We start from the raw sequence: 3229 nt of genomic DNA on the forward strand, positions 1-3229 counted from the left end.
ATTTCCAGAAAAAAGCCTCCTAAATGGGAGGCTTTTTTTGTAGCTTAGATTACGTATTTGGCGCGTCAGTCTGCATCATAGGATCGGCGTATGCAAAGGCTTTCAATGTGCGACAATGAGTGTCGATAGCGACAATGGTTGGATAAGCACTCAAGTCCATCTTAAAGCGGCGAGCAGAGGATACCTGCGGAATAAGATAGCAATCTGCAAAAGTAGGGCCGTCACCGTAGCAGAATTTACCACGGGTTTTATCGGTTGCTAAACGCTTTTCTAAAGCCGTAAAACCCTCGCTCATCCAGCGCTGACACCAGTCCATGACTTTTGCTTCATCGACATCAAGTTCGTTACGCAGATACTGCAAAATACGTCGATTATTCAGAGGGTGGATATCACAGCCAATCATAGCGCTCAAAGCCCGTACTTGCATGCGACCTGCTGCGTCTTTAGGCAATAAAGGATGTTTAGGATAGACTTCTTCTAACCACTCTAAGATAGCAGGACTTTGGTACAACCATAAATCGTCGGCTTGCAAGACTGGCACCAAGCCCTGTGGATTGATAGATTGAAAGGCTGCTTCTAATTGCTCATCTTTTGCCAAGTTGACTGCGATATAATCGTAATCTAACTGCTTGAGGTTCATCGCGATACGCGTACGATAAGAGGTGCTACTGCGAAAGTAGCCATAAAGTGTCATCATGGGGCATTCCTTTTATTATGGTGTGTTGTGAGTGAGATAAAGGGTTATAATTACTGAGTCTACTGTTATATTAAATAGTCAAAGATAACTATTATGACATTAAGTTTTTATTTCAATTTTTTAATATTGTATTGATAACGCATTCAGTTAATCATTCACAGAGTAAACCATGCCAGCAGCTGAAAACCTGATAGACAATCTTCCTACGATAAATAAAAACCAAGGCGGCGTACAATCACTTGAGATTGGGCTGTCGGTATTAGACGTGCTCATCGATTATAACGAACCGATGATGCTAAAGGATGTTGCTCAAGCTATGCAAATGCATCCAGCAAAGTGCCACCGTTATTTGGTCAGTCTTATCCGTAAAAATTACGCTCGCCAACTGAGTGATGGACGCTATGGGCTTGGTGATAGAGTTCATACAATGGGCGCGCTAGGAGCATTAGGTCATAGTGGCTTTAATCAAAATAATATCTTAGAGCGACTGACGTATATTGCCAATGAGATTAAAGATGCACTGAATTGCGGCGTACAAATCGCCAAATGGTTTAGTGAAGGACCTATTATCATTCAATCCGTTGAACCAGACAGCGCCATTAGTATCATTACTCGCATCGGATCACGTATGCCGCTAACCACATCGGCGACAGGTCATTTGTTTGCAAGCTATCAGCCAGATACCGTTATCAAACCCTTAGTCATCGCAGAATGGCAAGCGAAGCAAGAGCCGGCGATAACAGAGAAATGGCAACACTTTAACCAATTGCGAGCCAAGGTTCGTACCCAAGGCTATGCGACTGTTACTGGTGATATGTTGATGGGGGTTAATGCGATTACGATTCCCGTTATCATACCGCAGCGTGATAGCAGTATAAGTCCATCAAGTAATGGCAAGCTATTAACCGATAGCTTGCCATTAGAGTATGCCATTACTATCATTGGTACCACAGAGCAGTTGCCCATGAGTGAGCAGCGTAATGTGGTCGAGCAAATACTAGCAATCGCACAGCGTTATCAAATAGTGTAGCCGATAAAATAGCTAGGACTTATCTTAGCTATTTTATAAATGGTAATTTAAACAACTAAAATACATTACTCACCTGCAGGCGCGACTTCTCGTGCTTCAGCCAGCTCCTCTGCATGTAAAAACTGAGTATGAATGGGAGCACGTTTGGTACGCGACCACTCTTCTAGCATCTCATATTTCATCTCTTCAGTAATCATCGACACTTTTTCTTCTGAAGTAATATCATCATAGGTAAGCTCCATACGATGTCCATTAGGATCGAAGAAATAGATAGAATGGAAGATACCATGATTCGTCACACCTACCACGTCGATACCATTTTCTTCTAAATGCTTTTTAGCTGCCATTAAAGCATCACGGTCTTTGACCTTCATTGCTAGATGTTGTACCCAGTTTGGCGTGTTAGGGTCAAAACCCATTTCAGGCTGATTAGGCACTTCAAAAAACGCTAAAACATTGCCATTGCCTGCATCTAAAAACACATGCATATAAGGGTCAAAGGCTTTAGTAGAAGGTACATGGTCTTCAGCGAATGCCAAGATAAAGTCCATGTTCAGATATTTTTTATACCATTCGACTGTTTCTTTGGCGTCTTTGCAGCGATAGGCTACATGATGGATTTTTTCAATTTTAAAACTCATATCAATATCCTTTTGATAGGGCGTGCTATCAGATTAACTGTCAGGCAGCATGTATAAACGATATACCAATAGCTATCTGACAGCTCAAACTTGCTGTTTGCACACCTATATTATATAAAAATATTATTTGTCAAAATCGAATATGAGGGCAGGCAAAACCTTGCCGCGCACTTCACCAAAGCCAACACGAATACCGTCTTTTTCGCTATAACCTTTCATGATGACCGTGTCACCATCCTCGATAAAGCTGCGTGTTTCGCCACCTTGTAGGGTCACTGGTTTGGTTGCATTCCACGCAATCTCTAACATCGAGCCATAAGAATCTGGTGTCGGTCCTGAAATAGTCCCTGAGCCCATCATATCGCCGACTTCTACTTTACAGCCAGTAATAGTGTGGTGAGTCAGTTGCTGCGCCATTGACCAATACATATATTTAAAGTTGGTCTCACAAATCACAGTCGCTTCATCAGCATTTTCAGGCAATAGCTCTACTGATAAATGGATGTCATAGCTGTTATTGCTGTCTTTTTCGTTCAGATAAGCAAGCGGCTTTGGCTCTTGAGCTGGGCATGGCATTTTGAAAGGTGCCAACGCATCCATGGTCACAATCCAAGGTGATACTTCAGAGGCAAAGGTTTTGGCGTTAAATGGACCTAATGGCACGTATTCCCATTTTTGAATATCACGAGCTGACCAATCGTTGAGCAAAACCATACCAAAAATATGATCAATAGCATTATCTACGGCAATTGGTTGACCAATGCTATTGCCTTTACCGACGACAAACGCCGTTTCAAGCTCAAAGTCTAGACGCTTACAAGGCGAGAAAATAGGACGATCATCAGCATTGGGTTTTAGCTG

General features: G+C 42.3%; 4 protein-coding genes. 1 reads left to right on the plus strand and 3 read right to left on the minus strand.

The annotated features are described in order from the left end of the window. Positions 1-49 precede the first annotated feature (49 nt). A complete protein-coding gene (maiA, locus tag VLN09_RS08985) occupies positions 50-697 on the minus strand; it encodes a maleylacetoacetate isomerase (RefSeq protein ID WP_325245755.1) in 648 nt (215 codons plus the stop codon). A gap of 169 nt (positions 698-866) precedes the next feature. Here maiA and VLN09_RS08990 point away from each other — a divergent pair, with 169 nt between their 5' ends. Then, positions 867-1727, plus strand: coding sequence for an IclR family transcriptional regulator (locus VLN09_RS08990; RefSeq protein ID WP_325245757.1), 861 nt, complete (start codon positions 867-869; stop codon positions 1725-1727). 65 nt (positions 1728-1792) lie between these two features. On the opposite strand, the gene VLN09_RS08995 is transcribed toward VLN09_RS08990, so the two are convergent. Further along, on the minus strand, positions 1793-2368 hold the full coding sequence (locus VLN09_RS08995) for a VOC family protein (protein WP_325245759.1): 576 nt from the start codon (positions 2366-2368) through the stop codon (positions 1793-1795). Positions 2369-2491: 123 nt separating this feature from the next. Further along, positions 2492-3229: fumarylacetoacetate hydrolase family protein (locus VLN09_RS09000; protein WP_325245761.1), on the minus strand; the 738-nt coding region annotated here is incomplete at its 5' end.

This window comes from Psychrobacter sp. (assembly GCF_035469765.1).
Classification (GTDB): domain Bacteria; phylum Pseudomonadota; class Gammaproteobacteria; order Pseudomonadales; family Moraxellaceae; genus Psychrobacter.